17 protein-coding genes are annotated in these 17,397 nt (G+C 48.3%); 7 read left to right on the forward strand and 10 right to left on the reverse strand.

All coding sequences use genetic code 11. The annotated features are described in order from the left end of the window. Window positions 1-2: 2 nt before the first annotated feature. Window positions 3-740 carry a DNA repair protein RecO gene (gene recO, locus Q0577_RS12410; protein WP_298736689.1) on the forward strand — a complete coding sequence of 246 codons (738 nt, stop codon included), beginning with the start codon at window positions 3-5 and terminating at the stop codon, window positions 738-740. Window positions 741-822: 82 nt separating this feature from the next. Here recO and Q0577_RS12415 read toward each other — a convergent pair whose 3' ends face one another. The 5 genes from Q0577_RS12415 to rsfS all read right to left on the reverse strand — a co-directional run bounded on the left by Q0577_RS12415 (window position 823) and on the right by rsfS (window position 5,436). Further along, the gene (locus Q0577_RS12415; RefSeq protein ID WP_298736691.1) at window positions 823-1,590 is read right to left on the reverse strand and encodes a UDP-2,3-diacylglucosamine diphosphatase; all 768 of its coding nucleotides are present in this window, start codon (window positions 1,588-1,590) and stop codon (window positions 823-825) included. A 101-nt stretch (window positions 1,591-1,691) separates the two neighbouring features. Beyond that, window positions 1,692-2,126 (reverse strand): hypothetical protein, encoded by a 435-nt coding sequence (locus Q0577_RS12420; protein WP_298736693.1) that lies wholly within the window; start codon window positions 2,124-2,126, stop codon window positions 1,692-1,694. A gap of 78 nt (window positions 2,127-2,204) precedes the next feature. Next, the gene (locus Q0577_RS12425) at window positions 2,205-2,840 is read right to left on the reverse strand and encodes a lactate utilization protein (RefSeq protein WP_298736695.1); all 636 of its coding nucleotides are present in this window, start codon (window positions 2,838-2,840) and stop codon (window positions 2,205-2,207) included. Between the two features lie 9 nt (window positions 2,841-2,849). Next, window positions 2,850-4,874, reverse strand: a complete 2,025-nt coding sequence (gene ftsH, locus Q0577_RS12430) for an ATP-dependent zinc metalloprotease FtsH (RefSeq protein ID WP_298736697.1) — start codon at window positions 4,872-4,874, stop codon at window positions 2,850-2,852. Between the two features lie 160 nt (window positions 4,875-5,034). Then, entirely contained in the window at window positions 5,035-5,436 is a 402-nt protein-coding gene (gene rsfS / locus Q0577_RS12435) for a ribosome silencing factor (RefSeq protein ID WP_298736699.1), read from the reverse strand. A gap of 181 nt (window positions 5,437-5,617) precedes the next feature. Here rsfS and Q0577_RS12440 point away from each other — a divergent pair, with 181 nt between their 5' ends. After that, window positions 5,618-6,361, forward strand: a complete 744-nt coding sequence (locus Q0577_RS12440; RefSeq protein ID WP_298736701.1) for a biotin--[acetyl-CoA-carboxylase] ligase — start codon at window positions 5,618-5,620, stop codon at window positions 6,359-6,361. Between the two features lie 95 nt (window positions 6,362-6,456). On the opposite strand, the gene Q0577_RS12445 is transcribed toward Q0577_RS12440, so the two are convergent. Next, the gene (locus Q0577_RS12445) at window positions 6,457-8,019 is read right to left on the reverse strand and encodes a glycosyltransferase family 39 protein (protein WP_298736703.1); all 1,563 of its coding nucleotides are present in this window, start codon (window positions 8,017-8,019) and stop codon (window positions 6,457-6,459) included. Between the two features lie 259 nt (window positions 8,020-8,278). On the opposite strand from Q0577_RS12445, the gene Q0577_RS12450 reads away from it, so the two are divergent. After that, window positions 8,279-9,271, forward strand: coding sequence for an aldo/keto reductase (locus Q0577_RS12450; protein ID WP_298736705.1), 993 nt, complete (start codon window positions 8,279-8,281; stop codon window positions 9,269-9,271). An 80-nt stretch (window positions 9,272-9,351) separates the two neighbouring features. Here Q0577_RS12450 and Q0577_RS12455 read toward each other — a convergent pair whose 3' ends face one another. The 4 genes from Q0577_RS12455 to Q0577_RS12470 all read right to left on the reverse strand — a co-directional run bounded on the left by Q0577_RS12455 (window position 9,352) and on the right by Q0577_RS12470 (window position 11,992). Beyond that, complete coding sequence (locus Q0577_RS12455; protein ID WP_298736707.1) at window positions 9,352-9,684, reverse strand: translation initiation factor; 333 nt, start codon at window positions 9,682-9,684, stop codon at window positions 9,352-9,354. A 12-nt stretch (window positions 9,685-9,696) separates the two neighbouring features. Continuing rightward, window positions 9,697-10,581 (reverse strand): diacylglycerol kinase family protein, encoded by an 885-nt coding sequence (locus Q0577_RS12460; protein ID WP_298736709.1) that lies wholly within the window; start codon window positions 10,579-10,581, stop codon window positions 9,697-9,699. Between the two features lie 36 nt (window positions 10,582-10,617). After that, entirely contained in the window at window positions 10,618-11,463 is an 846-nt protein-coding gene (gene nadC / locus Q0577_RS12465; protein WP_298736712.1) for a carboxylating nicotinate-nucleotide diphosphorylase, read from the reverse strand. Between the two features lie 109 nt (window positions 11,464-11,572). After that, window positions 11,573-11,992 carry a DUF4783 domain-containing protein gene (locus Q0577_RS12470; protein WP_298736715.1) on the reverse strand — a complete coding sequence of 140 codons (420 nt, stop codon included), beginning with the start codon at window positions 11,990-11,992 and terminating at the stop codon, window positions 11,573-11,575. A 464-nt stretch (window positions 11,993-12,456) separates the two neighbouring features. Here Q0577_RS12470 and gpmI point away from each other — a divergent pair, with 464 nt between their 5' ends. The 4 genes from gpmI to uvrC all read left to right on the forward strand — a co-directional run bounded on the left by gpmI (window position 12,457) and on the right by uvrC (window position 17,362). After that, the gene (gene gpmI, locus Q0577_RS12475; RefSeq protein WP_298736717.1) at window positions 12,457-13,980 is read left to right on the forward strand and encodes a 2,3-bisphosphoglycerate-independent phosphoglycerate mutase; all 1,524 of its coding nucleotides are present in this window, start codon (window positions 12,457-12,459) and stop codon (window positions 13,978-13,980) included. A gap of 151 nt (window positions 13,981-14,131) precedes the next feature. Beyond that, window positions 14,132-14,452, forward strand: coding sequence for a hypothetical protein (locus Q0577_RS12480; protein ID WP_298736719.1), 321 nt, complete (start codon window positions 14,132-14,134; stop codon window positions 14,450-14,452). A gap of 508 nt (window positions 14,453-14,960) precedes the next feature. Next, a complete protein-coding gene (locus Q0577_RS12485; RefSeq protein ID WP_298736721.1) occupies window positions 14,961-15,539 on the forward strand; it encodes a hypothetical protein in 579 nt (192 codons plus the stop codon). An 8-nt stretch (window positions 15,540-15,547) separates the two neighbouring features. Beyond that, on the forward strand, window positions 15,548-17,362 hold the full coding sequence (gene uvrC, locus Q0577_RS12490) for an excinuclease ABC subunit UvrC (RefSeq protein WP_298736724.1): 1,815 nt from the start codon (window positions 15,548-15,550) through the stop codon (window positions 17,360-17,362). The last annotated feature ends 35 nt before the right edge of the window (window positions 17,363-17,397 follow it).

The raw sequence follows: 17,397 nt of genomic DNA on the forward strand, positions 1-17,397 counted from the left end.
TTATGTTACACAAAACACGCGGCATAGTATTAAGAGTGGTGAAGTACGGTGAAACCAGCGTGATCGCAAGCGTTTTTACAGAACTGTTTGGCATACAATCCTACATCGTCAACGGGGCCCGCAGCGCTAAACCCAAAGCTGCAAAAGGTAACCTGATACAACCCGGCAACATACTCGAAATGGTGGTATACCACCAGGAACAGAAAAACCTGCAACGCATCTCCGAATTCAAACTGGGATATATTTATACCGCACTTCATTTCAGCGTGATAAAAAACACAGTGGCCTTATTTATGATAGAGCTGCTGCAGAAGTGCCTGAAACAACCGGAGCAACAGGAGGAGCTGTACTACCTGGCAGAACGTACCCTGCAGCTGCTGGATAACAGCGAGCCTACCGTTGCAGCTAACCTGCCTTTATACTTTACATTAAAAATGGCGGAAATGCTGGGCTTCCGGCTCAATGGCCGCTATTCTGAATACACGCCTTACCTTGACCTGCAGGAAGGCACCTTTGTAGATCTTCCCCCGCACCACGTTAATCATCTCGATGATGTTAACAGCGAGCTGACAGACATGCTGGTACATTGCCCGCAGCTGGCCGCCCTGGGACGCATTTCCATGAGCAAAGACAGGAGACGAAAGCTGCTATACGCCTACCTCGACTTCCTGAAACTGCACCTGCCCGATTTTACCGAACTGCAATCGCCCTCTATTTTACACGAAATACTCGATGCATGAGGTGAGCTGTTGGCCATTAGCAATTAGCTGTTAGCTAGTGCCGAATGAATATCGATAACTGCTAGCAGCTAACTGCTAATAGTTATTTCTCATACTTTACCAGTGCTGTGCGCTGGCCGTCAAATACAGCGTAAGTGAAAAAATTCAGCCAGTCGCCCAGGTTAATATAGCGACTGTCGGGCCCTACGGTAAGATCCAGGGGTAGATGCCGGTGCCCGAAAATGAAGTAATCAAAATGTTCTTTCTGCAGGATCTCTTTACTGTAGATTGCCAGCCATTCGTTCTCTTCGCCCAGAAACTTTTCCAGCTCCATACCTGTTGCGGCACGGCTTTTCCGGCTGAAATAATTGGCCAGGGCAATACCCCAGGAGGGGTGCAATAATGAAAACAGCCAGCGGCATACCGGGTTACGGAATACTTTCTTCAGAAATTTATATCCATGATCGCCGGGGCCTAAACCGTCGCCATGCCCCACATAGAATTTTTTACCGTTGATGGTATAGGTTTGCGGTTCAAAGAACACGGGGATATTCAGCTCTTCTTCAAAATAACCATCCATCCACATGTCATGGTTGCCAATAAAAACAGTGATGCCTATACCACGGTCCGCCAGTTCGGCCAATTTACCCAGCAGGCGGGTATAGCCCTTGGGAATCACTTCCTTGTATTCAAACCAGAAATCAAAAAGATCGCCCACCAGGAAAATATGGTGTGCATCCTGCGCAATACCGTCCAGCCAACGCACAATCAACCGTTCCCGTTCCCTGCTGGCTACCGCATTGGGTGCACCCAGATGAAAGTCTGAAGCAAAATAAACACGCTTATTAGCCGGCACCTCTATATGATGCATCCCTTGTAATAATTAAAAATTAAAAATGAATAATTAATAATTGATCGACCTGTACGACCTGTCCCTGTACACCTGGCCACTCGTCCCGCAATTCTTAATTATTAATTATTAACTCCCATTCGTGCAGCCTTAAACTCTTCCCTGATATTGGTGATGTCAATCTTCACAGGATCATCAAAGCCGTTGAACAGGAATATCTCCCAGGCGTATTTGGAGCGGTTCAGGTTTACCGGGTATACGTCGCCGTTAGACTTCTCAAACCGCAGCTCATACTGGCTGGTGTTAATGATCTTCACCTTTTTCTCCGTAAGGAACTGCCGGGCTTCGTTCATATACTGCTCATTGGTGGTGGCAATTCCGGGAAAATCTTTCTCACCGAATTCACGCTTCAGCTCGCGTATTTTATCCTCGCCCGGTATATAGAAAACGGCGCACCGGCCTTTTACCAGTAAAGGACCGCCAGCCTGGTGCCCTCCATTATTGCAGGACAATAATAAAAAAATACATGCAATAGCTAATACGAAAGATCGCTTCATAGACCGATTATATGCTTAACAGAACAGCGCCCCGATGTTAATCAGGACGCTGTTCATTATTTTTAATCACTTATTTTTTTATTCATCTACCAGGAACACATACACCTCTTTGGGCCCGTGCACACCTACCACCAGTGTTTTTTCTATATCTGCCGTGCGGCTTGGGCCGGTGGCAAAAGAAATAGCGGAAGGCAGTGCGCCGCCATACCGGTCCTTTAGGCGGTTGATGGCGTCTTTCAGGTCAAATACCAGCTGGTGTGTATAGGCTATTACCAGGTGTACCGGCGTATAAACCGGCAGCGCCCTGCCCGAAGGTTGTGCAGCACTCAGCACAATAGTACCGGTGCGGGCTACCAGGTATTCACAGTCTGTAATGGCCGCTGCAGCTTCGTGCATATTCCCTTTGTTGATGAAAGGCATCGCTCCCAGCTTAAAGGCATTTAGCAGCGCGGGGGTCTGGCAATATACATGGTTCCATTCCTTGTGTTCTGCCAAAGCCGCCACGTTCTCTGTCAGCTCCTGTTTGCCGGTACAGTAAATGAACTTACCCTGCAGGCGGGCAAATTCTTCTGCAAACTTCAGCTCCAGCCCTTCGTTCTCTGTTCTGAAAACAGCATTGTTGCCCTCCGAATTAGGGAAGGGCAACTGTACCGACTGACTTAATGCATTCCGTACTCTCTTCAGAATATTTTCCTTGGCAGGAGATATTTTCATGATACCCCTTTAAGCATTAACTGGTGTAGGAGAAGGATTGATGATATCCGTAGGGTGTACGCCGTCTGTGGTCATCCCTTCTTTATTCAGGTGATGCTCCTTGTGCGTATCGTAAGGACGTTTACCGATCAGCCTTTCCAGGTCTGCTTGGTATAACACCTCTTTCTTCAGTAATTCCTGGGCCAGTATTTTCACGTTCTCCAGCTTTTCTGTCAGCAGTGCCTTGGTTCTGGCGTAAGCCTTTTCTATCAGGTTTCGCACTTCTTCGTCAATCATCTTGGCTGTTTCTTCAGAATAAGGTTTAGTGAAAGCCTGGTCGCTGTTAGGATCGTAGAAAGAAACATTACCTACTTTATCGTTCATACCGTACACGGTTACCATCGCGTAAGCCATGCGGGTGATCACCTGCAGGTCATTCTGTGCGCCGGTAGACACTTTACCGAATACAATGTCTTCAACCGCACGGCCGCCAAGAGTCATACAGATATCATCCATCAGCTGTTCAGTATTGTAGAGGTATTGTTCTTTAGGCAGGTACTGCGCATATCCTAGAGCGGCTACGCCACGCGGTACAATGGTTACTTTCACCAGCGGGTTAGCGTGCTCCAGGTACCATCCGCAGATAGCGTGACCGGCTTCATGGTAGGCAATCACTTCTTTCTCCTCGGGCGAAATGATCTTGTTCTTCTTTTCCAGGCCTCCGATCACACGGTCTACCGCATCGTTGAAATCCTCCATCTCCACTTCATTCTTGCCTTTACGGGCAGCTATAAGTGCAGCCTCGTTACATACGTTGGCAATATCTGCGCCGGCAAACCCGGGGGTCATAGCGGCCAGTTTCTTGATATCGAGGTTGGGTGATTTCTTGATAGGTTTCAGGTGCACATCAAAGATGGCTTCACGGCCAGCCAGATCCGGTTTATCTATGGATATCTGGCGGTCAAAACGACCCGGGCGCAGCAGCGCACTGTCCAGCACATCCGGGCGGTTGGTGGCAGCCAGTATGATGATGCCGCTATCCGTACCAAAACCATCCATTTCTACCAGCAGCTGGTTCAGGGTATTTTCACGCTCATCGTTGCTCATCATCACGTTCTTACCCCGGGCACGGCCAATAGCGTCTATCTCGTCTATAAAGATGATACAGGGCGCTTTTTCACGGGCCTGTTTGAACAGATCGCGCACACGGCTGGCGCCAACACCCACAAACAGTTCCACAAAGTCGGAACCAGACATGGAGAAGAATGGCACCTGGGCTTCGCCTGCCATCGCTTTTGCCAGCAGGGTCTTACCGGTACCCGGAGGGCCTACCAACAGTGCGCCTTTAGGTATCTTACCACCAAGTGCAGTGTATTTCTTTGGATTCTTGAGGAAGTCAACGATTTCCATTACTTCTACCTTGGCTTCATCCAGGCCCGCCACATCATTGAAGGTGATATTTACACGGGTACCTTTATCGAAGAGAGTAGCTTTGGATTTACCGATATTGAAGATGCCGCCGGGACCGCCACTGCTACCTGCAGGGCCGCCCATTTTACGCATCAGCAGTATCCACAGGCCGATAATGAGTATGATGGGTAATAACAGCTGGAATACCGGTTCAAACCAGCTTTGCCTGTCAACGTAATATACGTTTACACGGTCTTCCGGTTTTACGCCCGTTTGCGCTTTATCAAGATCAGCTTTAAAACTTTCTTCGCTACCAATACTGAATTGAAAATGCGGTCCGGGGTTAGGTGCTCCAAAACGGCCTTTCGCTACTTTGTCGTACTTTGGCTCGTTCAGCTTGTCTTGCCTGATGTACACTTCAACGTACTTCTTATTCACCACTACCAGCTTATCAACATCTCCGGGTTGTAAATATTCCAGCTGGAACTGCTGGAAGCTGATTTCTTTCGGCTGTGAACGGAAATCAAGAAAGTTCATAGCCAGCAGGGCAATACCGATAAAGGCATACACCCAATATATATTGAACTTCGGTCCTTTCTTTGGCGATTTATCCGAACCTTTAATAAAATTGTTGCCTCTTTCCATAATAATCTAGTCGCTCCTTGACGGATGTTTATTGCAAATATTTCATATTTTTTTTGTCATTAACTATTATTTGTTCACAGCTAATAACATTACCGGGAATATGCCCCAATATATTGCTGATAGTTAGCTATTATATCTAACTACTATATTAGGTTTTTGTTCAATCGTTATGTTCGGTTCTTTCAGCATCGCTCCACATTTCTTCCAGGTTATAGAATTTACGGGTTTCCGGCTGAAATACATGCACCACCACATTCACATAGTCTACCAGTATCCATTGCTGAGCGGTAAAGCCTTCGTGCTTATAGGGTGTTTCACCCGTTTGCAACTGCACCTGCTCTTCTACAAAGTCTGCGATGGCCCTTACTTGTGTGTTGGAATTTGCTTCGCATATAATGAAGAAATCGGCCACTGCTTCGGGGATCTGGCGCAAGTCCAGGGATACGATATTTTCCCCCTTTTTATCCTGAATGGCCTTTATGATGGTGGTAAAAATCTCACTGTCTCTGCTTAAGCGTGTTTGCGCTTTCTTACGCGTGTTCAGAACGGTTAAGGGTGCCAATAAAAACTTGTTTTTGTTAAAAATAAACTTTAATTGTCAAAATTACTAAAGAAGCGGCAAATATCCCTTGTATTAATGTGCCGCTAAAGGCCTGCAAATGTTAAGAAAACAATAAAATGAACTACTTTTCGGCCCTGAATTTCATTTGAGCCAAAAAACATATCCAAATAAGCATTTTTCTGTGATTGGACAGCCTTTTCATGTTTTAGATACCGTAGACAGCACCAATAACTATGCCATGCAGCAGGTAAATGCAGGGCATATCAGCCATGGAACGGCCTGGTTTGCCAGAGAGCAAACCGCCGGAAAAGGGCAGCGTGGCAAACAATGGTTATCTCTTCCCGGAGAAAATATCATACTCACCATTGCCTTGCAGCCCAACAGCCTGCCGCTTTCCAGGCAGTTCATGCTTAGTGTGGCGGTTGCCCTTGGCGCCAGCGACTTCTTTGCCCGCTACGCTGGCGACGAAACCTGTATCAAGTGGAGCAACGATATTTACTGGCGTGACAGAAAGGCAGGGGGCATCCTGATAGAAAATGTATTGAGAGGCAATACATGGCAATATGCCATAACCGGGATTGGCATTAACATTAACCAGGCGCAATTTCCGGAGCACCTGCCCAACCCCGTTTCTCTCAGGCAGATCACCGGTAAAACGTGGGACAGTGTAGCCCTGGCAAAAGAGCTGTGCCAGTGCCTGGAGCCATGGATAAAACAGCTGCGTCCAGCCCATTATAACGAACTGCTGGAGGCCTATAAAAGCCGCCTGTTCCGCCTCAATGAACCAGGCCTTTACCGTATGCAGGGGGACTATTTCCAGGGCATCATCCGCGATGTGCTGCCCGATGGCAAACTATGCCTGGAAAAGAACGGCGCCATACTGCAACTGGATTTTGGAGAAGTGGAGTTTGTCATCACCAGGTAGGGCATCATCTATTACTATTTTTGCCGGTGTTCACTCAGGCTTCACATAAGCTTATCCTTGCACCTGTTATATTGGTTAAGATAGTACCATCTCTCTTAGTATTTTCTCAGGGACACAATCTTTTCCTGGCGCCACTCCGCCAGCCTGGCTGGCAGTGCTTTGGAGATACCCTTCAGCAGGTATACCCCGGTACCATATTCCCGGGCCAGGGGATTCTCTACCTGTCCCACCTTGATGAATACAGTCGCTATTTCATGCGCGCGCTCATCCGGCGCCTCATCATCCACCAGCACCAGGTAACGGATATCTTCCATTTCCGGGAACCAGAAAACATAATCCGCATTAAAAGATACAGCCGGAGGAAATATCCCAGCTCCCTGCTGCCGGTTATAATAGTTCAGGGCGCCTGCCTGGCCGTAATTACCGCAGATCACCAGTGTATAGGGCTTTTCATTGTCTGGTATCAGTGCAAATGCCTTGCGCGACAACTCCGCCATTTCACGCCATCCCAGCATATCCGCAAAATCCTGGGGCAGCCGGTGGTCCTTACCATCCTCCCAGCGCAGCAGTCCAAATTGCGCAAACTTCTTGGCCTTTTGCGCTATTGCTGCTGGCCCTAATACCGGGAATATCACGTTGAATGCATAGGCAAAGGGGATGATGGCCAGCAGTATCCAGGCCACCCGCGTATACTTCAGCCATCGCCCGCTGAACAGCCGCTCACAGTATACTGCTCCGAAGGCCAGCAGCATAGGATAAAGGCCCAGCGCATAATAGTCTTTTGCCCGCAGGTAGAGGAACAACAGTATCACAAACAAATAGGTCAGCCCCAGGAAACGGTAAAGGCTGAACGGCCGGTACAACAACAGTGCCAGCAAACCCGATATTACCAGAAAAGCGCCTCCCATGAAAAAGATCAGCTGCGTTTTCAAAAACCCCGTCCTGTCTACATTCACCAGCTGGTATTTCGTTAATTCCGCCATATGGTGCAGTACGGGCATTCCATTCCTGATCTGCCATACAATGTTGGGTAAAGCCAGCAGTAAGGCTATCGCTCCCCCCAGGTAAAGGTATTTGTTAAAGAACACCCTTCTCTGTGGCGAGAACAACACAGCAGGTATCAGCCCCGCCAACAGGAACAACATGTTGTATTTGTTCAGGAAGCCCAGTCCGATGGCTACTCCCAGCCATAACAAACAAAGCCGGCGACCAGAGTGTATAAAGCGCACAAGCAGGTAAAACACCCAGGTCCAGCTAAGTACGTCAAAAGAGTTAGGCTGATACAGCATATTCAATCGAAGCATGACAGAGCAGATAAACGCCAGGCCCGCCAGCAGCTGGGCATACCATCCGCCCCGCAGTTCTTCGATAATACGCCACATCAGTACCATGGTGATAGCGCCAAACAAGGCAGGAAAGAATTTCACCCAAAATACAGCGCCTCCCAGCCATTTTATCAGCAGTGAGATAAAAGCCGTGAATGGTGGAACAGACAGGTAGCCGGCAGAAATATGATCTGCCATGTCCAGGTGCAGGTACTCGTCACGGTGCAGGTCATACACCGGGTTAATAATGCAGTAATGCAATAACATTTTAAGGAGTACCAGTGCGATCAGTACGTAATGTGATTTGTTGCGGTTCAGAACAGTTGCCAGCATAGCGGAAGTATAAGGGCGTCTTTATATAAGAAACGTCCAGGGGGAGTATGACCCTGGACGCAACTGCGGTAAAGCATTAACCTTGTTTAAAACAAGATTTTGGTTGATAAAGGTTCATCAATTTGTGAATTCTTTGTTAAATAATCAAAAATAAAATTGCACTTATGTTGCAAATGGAGCGCTATCTAAAAGCATAGCAGGCATAACGATGGAAAGCCGCTGCGCCCTTTGTAATTTTATCATCTAAAATTAACACCATATGCAGTACAGAATTTTAGGACAAACCGGCGAGAAGGTGTCCGCCATCGGGCTGGGTTGCATGGGAATGTCACATGCCTACGGCAGTGCAGAAGATCGCGATGAGCAGGAGTCGCTGGCAACACTGGAATATGCCCTGGAGCTGGGCATTAATTTCTGGGATACGGCAGACATGTACGGAAAAGGCACCAATGAAGAGTTGTTATCCAAAGTGCTGGCTACTAAACGCAGCCAGGTATTCCTGGCCACCAAATTCGGATTTAAATATGCGGCAGATGGGAGTTATTACTTTGATGGCTCTCCTGCGTATGTAAAAGCCGCCTGTGAGGCCAGCCTTCACCGTTTGAAAGTAGATGTGATAGACCTGTATTACGCGCATCGTGTAGATGCAAATGTACCAGTGGAAGATATGGTAGGGGCGATGGCCGACCTGGTAAAAGAAGGGAAAGTGCGCTACCTGGGCCTCTCTGAAGCCGGAGCCGCCTCCATCCGCAAGGCGCAGGCCGTACATCCAATTGCTGCCCTGCAAAGCGAGTATTCCATTTTTACGCGGGATCTTGAAAAGGAAATTCTTCCGCTTACGCGCGAGAATGGTATTTCACTGGTAGCTTACAGCCCCCTGGGAAGAGGTATGAGCGCCGCCACGTCCGTAGATTTCAGCCAGCTGGCTGAAAATGACTTCCGCCGTAACCTGCCGCGTTTCCAGGAAGCCGCCTTACAACAGAATGTCCAATTGGTACAAAAACTGGAATCGCTGGCAAAAGATAGGCAATGTACCACGGCACAGCTGTCGCTGGCCTGGCTGCTGGCCCAGGGAGACAATATTGTTCCCATCCCCGGCACCAAGCGCAGGAAATACCTGCGGGAAAACGCCGCCGCTACAGACATTCACTTAACCGCAAATGAATTGAAGGAGATCCAGGACATCCTCTCTTCCACCACCATCGCCGGCGAGCGGTACGCGGAACAGATGTTGAAACTGGTAAATAATTAATAATTAAGAATGAATAATCCGGAGGCTTGTGTCCAGCATAGGGCGCGTGTAGCTGCCATTATTAATTATTCATTCTTAATCTATTTGGCTTTGTAGCCCCAATCCTGCAACCACTTCACCACCTTATCCTTATAGTCTCCCTGGATGAGGATCTGGCCGTCTTTAACGCTGCCGCCGGTACCGCATTTGGTTTTTAGCTCTTTGCCCAGTTGTTCCAGGTCGGCCGTTGTGCCTGTAAACCCGTCTACCAGCGTTACCACTTTACCGGCCCTTTGCTTGGTGTCCAAGTTTACCTTCAGCTGCTGCTGGGCAGGAGGCAGGGTGGCTGCTTCCGATGGCTCATCAGGCTCCGGTGAAAAATCAGGATCGGTGGAGTAGACGATCCCCCCTGTATTACGCTTTTTCTTAGACATACGGATGTTTTGTTAGCTCTTGTTAACGATCATCTGGATGGCGCCGCTCACTACCTTGAAATGCACTTCGCCGCTGGTGTTCAGCGGTACAGCATCTCCATCTACCTGCAGGTAATTTAGCTGAGGGCTGCGGATGGTAACATCTTTGCCCGTAAAATGCTGCATATAACTGGTTTTATGCACGGTACCCAGCAGTGAGTAAATGCTTAAAGGTAGCAGCCCCAGGAAGCTTACAGGTCGTACAATAACGATGTCCAGCAAGCCATCAAACAGGCTGGCCCCCGGCGCCAGTTTAAATTCATATCCCATCTGGTTGCCATTGGCCACACTAAGCAGAAATGCCGGGCGCTCCAGTTTCCGGCCATCAATATCAATGCTATAGTTGTTTCCCTTATACTCGCGAAAGCTTTTTATTACCAGTTTAGCATAGCCCCAGAGGCCCCGCTTTGTTGTATTCCTGAACTTGTCGGCTACCAGTGCATCAAACCCAACACCGGCATTACTCAGGAAAAGATATTCATCGGCATAGCCGGCGTCAATAGCCGCACGATTATTATCAACGATCAGTTGCAGGGCTTTGCGCACATCCAGCGGTATTTTCAGCGCCCTTGCCAGTCCGTTGCCGCTACCCAGCGGTATCACCGCCAGCGCAGTGTTGGTACCGGTTAGGCCTTGTGCAATTTCGTTAATGGATCCGTCTCCGCCAACAGCCACAACGGTATCCACTCCCTGTTGTACGGCCTCGCGGGCCAGGTCTTTGCCATGCCCCAGGTAAGCCAGGTGGGTGATTTGTACAAAAAAGGCTGAAGGCGGCAGTACTTCCGCGATCACATCTTCCAGTCGTTTTTCTCGGTCAGTACCTGCCTTACGGTTGATGATAATTAGAATCTTTCTCAAGTTAGTTATAAGTTGTCCGTTTGATAGTTGACTTTGTCAGATAGCTTTCAGGCTAAGGTCCAGGCTTACCGCATGATGAATAACCGCGCCGGCGGAAACAAAGTCTACCCCGGTCTTTGCATAAGCCTCTATGTTGTCAAGCGTAATGCCGCCGGAAGCTTCCGTTTCATAACGCCCATTGATCAGTTCCAGCGCCTGTGATAGCTGCTCTGGTTTGAAGTTATCCAGCATAATGCGATGAATACCGCCTACAGCCAGCACTTCCCGAACATCATCCAGGTTGCGCGTTTCCACTTCTATCTGCAGGTCCAGCTTACGCTGCTGCAGGTAATCCAGTGTTTTATTTACGGCTGCCGTGATCCCGCCTGCAAAATCAATGTGGTTATCCTTCAGCATGATCATATCATATAAGCCCATGCGGTGATTTACCCCGCCGCCGATGCGTACCGCCTCTTTCTCCAGCAAACGGAAATTGGGAGTGGTTTTACGGGTATCCAGTAAACGGGTATGATAGCTCTGTAATTTGTTTACATACTGGTGGGTGAGGGTGGCAATACCGCTCATGCGCTGCATACAATTCAGCACCAGGCGTTCAGCCATCAGCAGGGTATGTACGGCGGCCTCCACTTCAAAAGCAGTTTCACCGGGCTGCATAAGGTCTCCGTCTTTCTTAAAAGGCGAAAAAACGGTGAACATATCCAGGAGGCGGAAGATCTTTTCAGCCACCGCCATACCTGCCAGCAGGCCGGCTTCTTTTATCCTGAGCTGTGCTTTGCCTTTTGCAGTAGGTGGTATGCAGGCCATCGTGCTGTGATCGCCGTTGCCCACATCTTCCGCAAGGGCATTCCTTATCAGTTGTGTAAGTGCAGTTTCATCTAACATAAGTTCTCTTTGGCGGTCCAAAAATAAAGAGTGCCCCCGTAATTATAACGGGGGCACGTTGGTTTTTCAAGTAAATTCAACAATATTTACGAAAGTATGGGTCGCAAAGTTACTTGCTTTCAAAGCGCAGTTCGTTCAATACCAGCGAATTTCCCTTCTTCTGCAGGAAAAAGGACGTACGGAAATTGCCGCCACCGGTGACCATATTACCGATACCATAGCGGGAGCCGCCGCCAGCTTCGCCCTGATGTAGCAGCTCAAAAGATTTTACCTGGTTTTTGGAGAAAAAGTCCTTCAGAATGATCTCTGCTTGGGCCTTGCTGTAAGAGCTGGACCTGCCGGCAATATTGATCTCAACCGTATTATCCAGATAGCGGGAAAGATTGCCGGCATCCCCTTGTTTAATGGCGCCGACCACATCTTCAAAAGGACCGCCTGCCAGGCTTTTTAAAGGACGCGCCGAAAGGGAGAACACTGTAACAATGCCTCCTAATAATAAAACGCCCAATATATACATGCACTTTCTCATCCAATTTCTCCTTGCTGCATTAAGCCCCGCAGCTGGTGCTTGTTGCCCTCGCAGGATGGTACCTCGCTTTTCCTCCCCCTCTTTCATAAACTTATTCATGCTCGGTTTCATAAGAAAAAATGTCTTTTTAATTGACCGGTTTCATGGTTATTTTAAATAGTGTGACAAGTATCTGATCGTGTGACAGTCTTTATACCTTTATTGCCAACCCCAGCTGTTGCGAAAACTATGCCAGATTGCCAGCATGCTACTAAAATCCCATAAATGTTGTAGCACAGAATCAGTAATTGTTGCAAATATATTAATATATAATGTTTTACTAAGGTCTAACGGATTTTTGTTTTTCGCCACTTCGGGCGGCTAAAGATATTTTTTGTTCCTGTTAACTTTACAGAAATTTTGAAGTATTCAAGTCATTATGAGTATTTTCACGCCCTTGTAGGAATTAAATTAATCAAAGGATCATGGAAAAGAAAAGAGCCATTCTGATCATTATGGATGGATGGGGCATCGGCCAGGTGCCTGCGGCAGACGCCATCGCAAATGCCAACACACCTTTTGTTGACAGCCTGTATAAAAAATATCCGCATAGCCGCCTGATCACCTGCGGAGAAGCCGTAGGGCTGCCCGAAGGACAAATGGGCAATTCTGAAGTAGGTCACCTGAACATCGGCGCCGGACGCATCGTATACCAGGAGCTGCAGCGGATCAACGTGGCCGTTCGCAGCGGAGAACTGGCTCAGAACAAAGTACTGCAGGATACGCTGGAGTATGCCAAAGCCAATAACAAGGCCCTGCACCTCATTGGCCTGGTAAGTGATGGCGGAGTACACTCACATATCAACCATGTTAAAGCATTAACACAGATAGCAAAAGATAAAGGTCTCGAAAAAGTATTTATTCACGCCTTTACGGATGGCCGCGATACCGATCCTAAAAGCGGACTGGGCTTCCTGGAAGACCTTACGGTACATCTCAGCAAAACCACAGGACAGCTGGCTTCCATCACCGGCCGCTACTATGCAATGGACCGCGACAAGCGCTGGGAACGTGTTAAGCTGGCTTATGATGCACTGGTGCATGGTAAAGGCACCCCTACCCAGGACCCCCTCACTGCCGTAAAAGCTTCCTATGCAGAAGGTGTGACTGACGAGTTCATTAAACCCATCATTGTTACCAATGCGCAGCTGGCTCCACTGGCCACTATACAGGAGGGCGATGCTGTACTGTGCTTCAACTTCCGTACAGATCGCTGCCGCGAGATCACCCAGGTGCTCAGCCAGCAGGATTTTCTGGACTTTGACATGAAAGCGCTGCACCTGCACTATACTACCATGACCGAGTACGACAAAACCTACAAAGGCGTATACGTGGTGTTTGAGAACGATAACCTGAATATGACGCTGGGTGAGGTGCTGGAACAAAACAACAGAACTCAGATACGTATTGCTGAAACAGAGAAATACCCGCACGTGTCTTTCTTCTTTTCGGGTGGCCGTGAAAAGGAATTTAACGGCGAACGCCGCCTGATGGTCGCTTCTCCCAAAGTAGCCACTTACGACCTGCAGCCGGAAATGAGCGCCTTCCAGGTAACAGACACCATTGTACAGGAGATCAATAACCAGTCTGCAGACTTTATCGTCCTGAACTTTGCCAATGCCGACATGGTGGGCCATACCGGTGTGTGGGAAGCAGCCATCAAAGCAGCAGAAACTGTTGACACCTGCGTATCCAGGGTGGTAACCGCCTCGCTGAACAATGGCTATACCGTATTTCTGACCGCCGACCACGGGAATGCCGACTTCATGATCAACTCAGACGGCACACCTAATACCGCGCATACACTAAACTATGTGCCCTTCTTCATCATTAGTAACGAATTTAAAGGGCCGGTGAAAGATGGTAAACTGGGCGATCTGGCCCCTACCATTCTGAAGTTTATGGACCTACCCGTTCCAAAGGAAATGACCGGAGATCTGCTGGTGTAAGCCTACTTATATATACCTGAATGATAAGCCGGTAGTTTATGCGTACTATTTTCGCATAAATTTACCGGCTTATCCTTGTCCCCCTGCATTAGCGCATTACTTGTAACTTTCCCCGAAAGTGCCCCGTTTTATCTCTACAAAACTTACCCCTATGAGATCAGTTCTTTACAAATTGATTATTGCGGCTTCCCTGCTTGCATGCTTGTTCTGCATTACGGGCTGCCTTAAAGATGCTCGTAACAACACCCAGCCATTCAAGAAGTATATCCCGGTGTATATGCAGCTTTCAGAACTCCGGTCCGCGATCAGAAAAGAAGCTCCAAGGGCAATTGAACAACCGGGAAAAATCTACCTGTACGGTCACTACATTTTTCTGAATGAATTGAACAAAGGCATCCACGTTATTAAGTTTTCCCGCAACGGCAATATGAATTGGGCATCATGGCCATTGATTCTACCAGCGACCGTATAGTAGTTGATTTTGTGGTGAAGGACACTACCGTACAATACGAATGTCAGACGGGCAATAACTTTTCTATGACGTCAGTCCGCAGAACACCATGTTGTTTGCCTATGGTGCTGCGGGCGTGTCCCAACCCTGGCCCAACAATAAGCAAAGGGAACCATCAACAGCCCCTCCTCAGAAAAACGGGGACTTTATGTCCATACAGGGTTGGGTTACAAGATAAGATTGGAAGATAACCATTCTTTCCAGATCTCCGCCGGATACGCACATGCGGCAATGGAGCTGATATATATCGGAAGGGAAATAAATTCTATTTACAACTATTCTTATAATCGAGTAACTATTCTGCTGGGTTATTCGTTTTAAGTTTTTTAGTGCTCTCGACAGATTTGCTCATGCATCAGATGCGCCGTTTTTACGGCGCATTATTTTTTTGCCGGATCTTCACCCTTTCATACCCGTTCCAACCCGGCTAAGCTATTGATCATACTGCGTTTCTTAGTAATTTTGCCGGATGGAGATAAAGAGATACAGGCGCCTGGGCACCATACTGGCGGCTGTTACATTACTGGCCTGTAATCCCGGCGGCAGCCGGCAGGTCGATAGCGCAGCACACAGTGATCTTAAAGCATACTTTACAGCGGAAGCGATACAAATGGCGCAAAGCGGACTGCAGATGCAGAAAACAGTGGCCCTCAACGGTCAGCGCGACAGTATCAACCAGCCGCTGACAGATACCCTGGCACTGCAGCACCTGCTGAAACCATTCCTGGATGTGGATATTAACAAACCCTCCCTGAGAGACGCCTACCGGACAGATACGGTTAAGGATCTCTTCACCGGCAGCAGCGCTATTATGTACGCCGCCCGCCATACGTCTGTCAACCCGCAGCAGATCATCCTGAATTTTGACAGCACAGGGCAGATCTCATCCGTAAATATCAACAAACGTACCAGTAACCTGGTATACCAATATCAGCAAAACCTGTTCTACCAGCACCTCAAGACCATCCGTATCACCACCCGGCAGAAAATAGCTTTTCTGCAGGCGCGTGAACTGGATGTCAGGGTATCACTGGCCCCTAAAAATTAACACGGCATATGACAGCAGAGGAGTTTCAGCAAATATCACATACCATACCCGTTCAGGCAGGTATCTATAAATATTACGGCGATGATGGAGAATTGCTGTATGTAGGCAAAGCCAAAAGCCTGCGTAAAAGGGTCAGCTCTTACTTTGTGAAGCACCACGACAGCTTTAAAACACGCAAGCTGGTGCAAAGCATCCACCACATTGAGTTCACTATCGTAAATTCAGAACAGGATGCCTTTCTGCTGGAGAACTCCTTGATCAAGCAGTTCCAGCCCAGGTATAATATCAACCTCAAGGATGATAAGACCTATCCCTACATCGTGATCAAACACGAGCCGTACCCAAGGGTGTTCCTTACCCGCAACGTAATCCGCGATGGCTCTGAATACCTGGGGCCCTTCACCTCCGTAGGCAGGGTACGCGAACTGCTGGAAGTGATCAGGTATAATATCCCCCTCCGCACCTGTAATCTCAGCCTAACGGAACAAAACATACGAAAAGGTAAGTTCAAGGTATGCCTGGAATACCATCTTGGCAACTGTAAAGGGCCCTGTGAAGGACTGCAGACAGAAGAAGACTACCGGGCAGGACTGCAGCAGGTAAAAGACATCCTGAAGGGCAACCTGGCGCCCGTGCTAAATATGTTCCGCGCACAGATGCAAAGCTGTGCATCCAATATGGAATTTGAGCAGGCCGAGATACTGCGCAAGAAAATAGAAAGCCTGCAGGCATACCAGGCCCGTTCTACCATCGTCAACGCCCGCATGGGAGATGCGGATGTGTTCTCCATTCTCAGCGATGGTAACCACGCCTACGTAAATTACCTGCGCGTACTGAACGGCACCATTGCCGATACGAAGACCGTAACGCTGGAAAAGAAGCTGGAAGAAACGGAGGAAGAAGTGCTGGCTTATGCCATTGCCTACCTGCGGGAAGCATTCAAAAGCCTCACTAAAGAGATCATTGTTCCCTTTTTTGTAGAATACCCGGAAGAACAGGTGACCCTCACCGTACCCAAAGGTGGCGATAAAAAGAAGCTGCTGGACCTTTCTGAAAAAAATGTGAACTATTTTAAGGACGAGCTGCATAGGAAAAAGATCCTCCACCTGGAAGGTAAAACAGACGAAGAGAAGCGGAAAGTGCTGTACCAGCTGCAGGCAGATCTTGAGCTTCCGGTGCTGCCTACCCATATAGAGTGCTTTGATAACTCCAACTTCCAGGGCAGTTACCCGGTGAGCGCCTGCGTGGTGTTCAAAGAAGGGGTGGCTTCAAAAAAAGATTACCGGCATTTCAACATAAAAACAGTGGAAGGTATCAACGACTTTGCTTCCATGACAGAAGTGGTGTACCGCCGCTACAAACGCCTGCTCACAGAACAGGAGCCTTTGCCCCAGCTGGTGATCATAGATGGTGGTAAAGGACAGCTGGGTGCTGCCATGGAAAGCATCCGCGAGCTGGACCTTATAGGCAGCATGACCGTAGTAGGCCTTGCAAAGAATGAAGAAGAAATCTTCTTTCCCGGAGATAAAGAAAGTATTAAACTCCCCTTTAACAGTGAAAGCCTTAAACTGATACGCCGCATACGCGATGAGGTGCACCGCTTCGGCATTACCTTCCACCGCCAGAAACGCAGTAAAGGCACCTTCAAGAATGAACTGGAAACCATCAAAGGCATCGGCACCTCCACCGCCACCCAGCTATTGCAAACCTTCCGCTCTGTAAGCCGCATCAAACAACTCCCCCTGGAAGACCTGGAAAAGGAGGTTGGCGCCGCCAAGGCCAGATTAGTGTGGCAGCACTTTCACCCTGGAACTAGTAATTAATAATGAGTAATTACAAGTCAGATGCCCTATATGTT

Source organism: uncultured Chitinophaga sp. (assembly GCF_937898475.1).
In the GTDB taxonomy this organism is placed as follows: domain Bacteria; phylum Bacteroidota; class Bacteroidia; order Chitinophagales; family Chitinophagaceae; genus Chitinophaga.

Bases quoted from the DNA above. Each gene is read 5' to 3' on its own strand.
- ftsH (WP_298736697.1), bottom strand. From the start codon at position 4,874: ATGGAAAGAGGCAACAATTTTATTAAAGGTTCGGATAAATCGCCAAAG.
- uvrC (WP_298736724.1), top strand. From the start codon at position 15,548: ATGACAGCAGAGGAGTTTCAGCAAATATCACATACCATACCCGTTCAG.
- gpmI (WP_298736717.1), top strand. From the start codon at position 12,457: ATGGAAAAGAAAAGAGCCATTCTGATCATTATGGATGGATGGGGCATC.
- Q0577_RS12450 (WP_298736705.1), top strand. From the start codon at position 8,279: ATGCAGTACAGAATTTTAGGACAAACCGGCGAGAAGGTGTCCGCCATC.
- Q0577_RS12455 (WP_298736707.1), bottom strand. From the start codon at position 9,684: ATGTCTAAGAAAAAGCGTAATACAGGGGGGATCGTCTACTCCACCGAT.
- nadC (WP_298736712.1), bottom strand. From the start codon at position 11,463: ATGTTAGATGAAACTGCACTTACACAACTGATAAGGAATGCCCTTGCG.
- Q0577_RS12470 (WP_298736715.1), bottom strand. From the start codon at position 11,992: ATGAGAAAGTGCATGTATATATTGGGCGTTTTATTATTAGGAGGCATT.
- Q0577_RS12420 (WP_298736693.1), bottom strand. From the start codon at position 2,126: ATGAAGCGATCTTTCGTATTAGCTATTGCATGTATTTTTTTATTATTG.
- Q0577_RS12485 (WP_298736721.1), top strand. From the start codon at position 14,961: ATGGAGATAAAGAGATACAGGCGCCTGGGCACCATACTGGCGGCTGTT.
- recO (WP_298736689.1), top strand. From the start codon at position 3: ATGTTACACAAAACACGCGGCATAGTATTAAGAGTGGTGAAGTACGGT.
- Q0577_RS12445 (WP_298736703.1), bottom strand. From the start codon at position 8,019: ATGCTGGCAACTGTTCTGAACCGCAACAAATCACATTACGTACTGATC.
- Q0577_RS12480 (WP_298736719.1), top strand. From the start codon at position 14,132: ATGAGATCAGTTCTTTACAAATTGATTATTGCGGCTTCCCTGCTTGCA.
- Q0577_RS12415 (WP_298736691.1), bottom strand. From the start codon at position 1,590: ATGCATCATATAGAGGTGCCGGCTAATAAGCGTGTTTATTTTGCTTCA.
- Q0577_RS12425 (WP_298736695.1), bottom strand. From the start codon at position 2,840: ATGAAAATATCTCCTGCCAAGGAAAATATTCTGAAGAGAGTACGGAAT.